Raw genomic sequence first — 4,395 nt, 5'->3', positions numbered from 1 at the left:
ACCCACGCGCGCTCGGCGGCGATGTACTCGCGCAGGGTGTCGGCCTGCGGCGGCTCGTCCTCGGCGACGGCGATCATTCCCACCTCGGCGAACGGTGCGCCGGCCAGTTGCTCGATCTCCTGCAGCACCGGGATCTCCGACTCGCTCGCGGGCCGGATCGGGCCGCCGACTACCGGTCGCCGCTCGGCGGTCCCTGGCTGATCGACGCCGGTCACCGCGCGTCCACCGGGGTGGCGATGATGCCGTTGAGCAGGGCGCGCAGGGCCCACCGGGCGCGGACCTCGCCACCGCCCGCCGGCATCTGCGCACGCAGCGCGACGATGGTCGGGTACCGCTCGGCGGGCAGTTCGGCGAAACGCCGGGTGATCTCGGTGAGGTACCCCGGCGCGGTGCAGGCCGCCTGCTCGGCGGCTACGGCGGTGATGTGCCGGTGGATCAGGTCGACGGCCCAGGTGGCGGTCGCCGGATCCAGCCCACCCTCGCGCACCAGAGCGAGCAGCTGTTCGATCAGGCCGAGCGCGTGCTCGGTGGCCGGGATCCGGCCGAAGGCGTGCAGGGCGAGACCTTCATGCCTGCCGAGCGCCTCGATCGCGTTCTCGACCAGGGCGGTCAGGCGCTGCCGCCAGTCCCCGCCGGTGGGCGTGGTCACGGTGGACAGAACGAGGTCGAGCATGCCGGTCATCAGGTCGTCGCGATGGGCGACGTAGACGTAGAGCGAGGCGGCGCCGGTATCGAGTTCCTGGGCGACCCGGCGCATGGTCAGTGCGGCTGAGCCGTCGGCGTCGAGGATGCGCAATCCGGTCTCGATGACCACTTCGCGGCTGAGCGGGGCTTTCGCCGGTCTGGCCCGGCGACTGACGGGTGCGGCGTTCATGCGCCGATCATACTGGTCCACGAACGTCGTTTGACACGAACAATGTTTGTATTTCTCACCGAAAGCCCGCGAGCTCACCGCGCCGAACGCATTGCCGGCACCGATCCCTGTTGCACCACAGGGGATCCGTCCCGCGCACCTTCCTCGCGGGCACGCTCACCCTGCTCGCGCTCGCCGTCTCGGCAGGCACCGCCGTCGCCGCGTGGGTGCTCGCGGTACCGATCCCAATCCTCGGTATGGCCTGCGCTTCGCCTCGATCCGGCCGAAACCGCCAGTGCCAGTGGCGTACTGCCGCCGCGCGGCAGCCGACCGACGCGACCGGCGCCGCCGGGGTGGCCACATCCCCCGACCCCCGCGCGCGAGTCGTTCTATGCTGACAACGGCCAGTCCGACAAGGAGGCATTGATGCGCGCGCATTCGTCCACCGTGGCCATCGTGCCCGGGACCGGGATCGTCGCCCGATTCGGCGACGTCGTCGTCTATCTCGCCGGCGAGACACCGTCCACCGATCGCCTGCTCGGCGCGGTCGAGACCGTCGCGATGAGCACCGCGGCCTCGGCACCCGGTGCGGCGCTGGCCCAGCGACTGGCCGGTGTCGTCTTCGGTGGCTCCTCCGCACCCCCGCCGTTCGGCGTGCTGGCGCCCACCGCCGACGGGATGCTGATCCTGTTGCGCGGCGCGGTGATCGCCGAGATCTCCGGCGCCGAGGGCAACCGCCGCCTCGCCGGCGACCGCGCCTTCACCTGGGTCGACGAGATCATCCGCGAACCCGTCCGCCGGATCGCGGTCGGCGCCGAGATGGCCGACCCGACCAGCGCCAATCCGCGCACCGATCTGCGGGCGGGCATCGTCACCGGCAACGGTTTCGTGCTCACTCTCGGCCGTCGCCGCAATCCGGCGCCGCGCCGCGTCGAGGCGATCGACGAGCCGCCGCCGACCGAAGCCACCGGATTCCGGGCACTGCGCGAACCGTCCGGCCACGCCGAGAACGGCGAGGCGAGGCCGGCCACCGCGGGTTTCGCCCTGCCCGCGGAGTCCGCGCCCGGATCCGCCGGTCCGGCAACCGGTTTCGTGCCCGACGCCGACGGCGAGACGGTGAGCACGGGCTCCCGGCCGACCACCGGTGACGGCGTCACCGTCAGCACCGGCCCGCGCAACACCCCGGCCACCAACGCTCCCCTGGCCTGGTCGCAGGCCTTGGATGCGGCGAAGCGGGCCGAGCCCGTCGCGCTGGGAAAATCCGGGCCGCAGCCGAGTAGCCCGCGCGGCGCCCTGGTCACCGAGGACGGGCTCAGCTACCCGCTGGACCGGCCCTATGTCCTGGGCCGTAACCCCTCCGGCGACGAATCGGTGCGGGCCGCCGCCGCCACCCCCATCCTGATCGAACGCGACCGGCTCGTCTCCCGGGTCCATGCCTTCGTCGCCCCCGACCGTGGCAAGGTGTTCGTCCGGGAAGCCCCCGCCACCTCCGGTACGTTCTTCGCCGCCCCCGACTCCGAACGCTGGTCCCGCGTCGGCACCCTGCCCATCGAGCTACAGCCGGGCTGGCGCCTGCGGATCAACGATTTCCTGCTGACCTACTGCGTCTGAGAAACCGCATCAGGCCGAACTATTCCGACGCCCGTGGTGTGCACGCTGTGCGTCCACGGGCGTCGGATCACCGTTCGGCTCAGGCCTCGAGGGCGTCGAGCAGGGCCGCGCGCTGGCGAGCACCGAGCCCGCCGATGCGGCGATCCTCGGGGATCTCGGCCTGATCCATCAGCTTGGCCGCCTTCACCGGGCCGACACCCGGCAGCGCCTTGATCACCGCAGCGACCTTGGTCTTCTTGACCAGGTCATCGCTGTCGGCCTTCTTGAGCAGATCGGCGACGGTGACCTTGCCCTCCTTCACCTTGCCGATCAGTTCCGAGCGCGCCTTGCGCACGGCAGCCGCTTTGGCCAACGCCTCGGTGCGCTGTTCGGCGGTCATCGTAGGCAGTGCCATGTCTCCTCCGCTTCCACTCGTCACTCGAACAACTCGAACATCTGATTGACGGACCGAGTAAACAGCAACCGAACGGCAGCACCAGTCCGACACACCGCGAGGATACGCCGATGAGTTTTGCGTGGTGAGCCCGTCGTAATGGGTGAACGACCAGCAAGACGGACTAAACGGACGAAAGGATCGTCACCATGGAGCTATCCCTGACCCAGTTCCTCACCATCGACGGTGTCTATCAGGCGCCGGGCGGCCCGGAGGAGGACACCAGCGACGGCTTCACGCACGGCGGCTGGTCGGTCCCCTACGGCGACGAGGACTTCGGCGCCTTCATGGACTCGGTGTTCGACCGGGTCGACGCATTCCTGCTCGGCAGGCGCACCTACGACATCTTCGCTGGGTACTGGCCCAAGATCGACGACCCGGACAACCCGGTGGCGACCAAACTCAACGACCTGCCCAAGTACGTCGCCACCGGCACCCTCACCGAGGCGAGCTGGGCGGGCACCACCCTGCTGCACGGTGACATCGTGGCCGAGGTGAAAGCCCTCAAGGCCCGCCCCGGCCGGGAACTGCAGATGCACGGCAGCGGCGCGCTCGCCCAGACCCTGCTCGCGGCCGGTCTGATCGACACGATGAACCTGCTGACCTTCCCGGTGGTGCTCGGCACCGGCAAGAAACTGTTCACCGATACGGTGCGACCCACCGGTTTCACCCTCACCGAATCACGCACCACCTCCACCGGCGTGCTCATCGCGAGCTACCGCGCCGACGGCGCACCGACGTACGGCGACTACTCCACCGAGTGACCCACGTAACACCGCCCCCGCCTGCGGCGAAACAATCAGCAGAAGCACAAAACGGGATCAAGGTTCAACGGCGAACCACGGAGGATCAACGAAGCTCCTCGGCCCCGGGCGCGACCGGTTACCCGGTCGTCACCGTCTCCCCGTGACAGTGCGGTACCAGCTACACAGTTGTGCGCCAGACGTTTTCCGGCCTCCGCGGGCCGGCCCCAACCGGCCCGCGGTTGTGCTCTCCGCCACCTTATGCGCAAGAATGACGCGACCCGGCGAACCCCTTTGCTAACTGGAGTTGCGATGCGCGAGGAACACCCGCTCGATGACGAGGTCGTTGCGTTGCCGGTCCGGGTCGAACGGGCCAGGCGGCGCATCGCCTACCAGTCCGATCCGGCCCTGACCGACGCGCTGTCGGAGGACGAGCTGCGCGCCGAGCGCGAACTCGCCGAGAAGATCCGCACCTACGAGCGCGACCAGCGCTGGAAGCAGATCAAGTCGGCCTCCGCCCATGCCGACCGGCTGCGCGAGACCACCGCCGAGATGGAGCGGGCCGAGATGGCCGACGTGATGCTGGCCCGCAAGGCCATCGCCGCGCAGCGCCGCGAGTCCAACCCGCGCGCCCGGCTGGCCTCGCTCTATCAGCACCGCACCTGGTCGCTGCGCGCGCTGGCGGGCGTGGTGATCGCGGGCATGCTGTGGTCGGCGGTCAACGTCCAGCACAACAACTCGCCCGGCGGGCCGGG

Annotated in this window: 4 protein-coding genes and 2 pseudogenes; 3 read left to right on the top strand and 3 right to left on the bottom strand. The window is 69.9% G+C overall.

The genetic code is table 11. The annotated features are described in order from the left end of the window. Positions 1-215, bottom strand: a pseudogene (locus ACFWPJ_RS25890) (hypothetical protein); the annotation flags it as partial. Beyond that, positions 212-874: a TetR/AcrR family transcriptional regulator gene (locus ACFWPJ_RS25885; RefSeq protein WP_378855028.1), complete on the bottom strand. Its 663-nt coding sequence runs from the start codon at positions 872-874 to the stop codon at positions 212-214. The gene ACFWPJ_RS25885 and the pseudogene ACFWPJ_RS25890, both read right to left, overlap by 4 nt. Before the next feature lie 405 nt (positions 875-1,279). Here ACFWPJ_RS25885 and ACFWPJ_RS25880 point away from each other — a divergent pair, with 405 nt between their 5' ends. Next, a complete protein-coding gene (locus tag ACFWPJ_RS25880) occupies positions 1,280-2,464 on the top strand; it encodes an FHA domain-containing protein (protein WP_378855026.1) in 1,185 nt (394 codons plus the stop codon). A 79-nt stretch (positions 2,465-2,543) separates the two neighbouring features. Here ACFWPJ_RS25880 and mihF read toward each other — a convergent pair whose 3' ends face one another. Further along, positions 2,544-2,858 carry an integration host factor, actinobacterial type gene (gene mihF / locus ACFWPJ_RS25875; protein ID WP_019045768.1) on the bottom strand — a complete coding sequence of 105 codons (315 nt, stop codon included), beginning with the start codon at positions 2,856-2,858 and terminating at the stop codon, positions 2,544-2,546. Between the two features lie 188 nt (positions 2,859-3,046). On the opposite strand from mihF, the gene ACFWPJ_RS25870 reads away from it, so the two are divergent. Together ACFWPJ_RS25870 and ACFWPJ_RS25865 are read left to right on the top strand one after the other, a co-directional pair. After that, positions 3,047-3,661: a dihydrofolate reductase family protein gene (locus ACFWPJ_RS25870; RefSeq protein WP_378855024.1), complete on the top strand. Its 615-nt coding sequence runs from the start codon at positions 3,047-3,049 to the stop codon at positions 3,659-3,661. 291 nt (positions 3,662-3,952) lie between these two features. After that, positions 3,953-4,395 (top strand): annotated as a pseudogene (locus ACFWPJ_RS25865) (hypothetical protein); the annotation flags it as partial.

This window comes from Nocardia sp. NPDC058497 (assembly GCF_042720195.1).
Lineage (GTDB): Bacteria > Actinomycetota > Actinomycetes > Mycobacteriales > Mycobacteriaceae > Nocardia.
The sequence above is the reverse complement of the archived record's forward strand: the minus strand, read 5'-3'. Positions and strand labels throughout refer to the sequence as shown.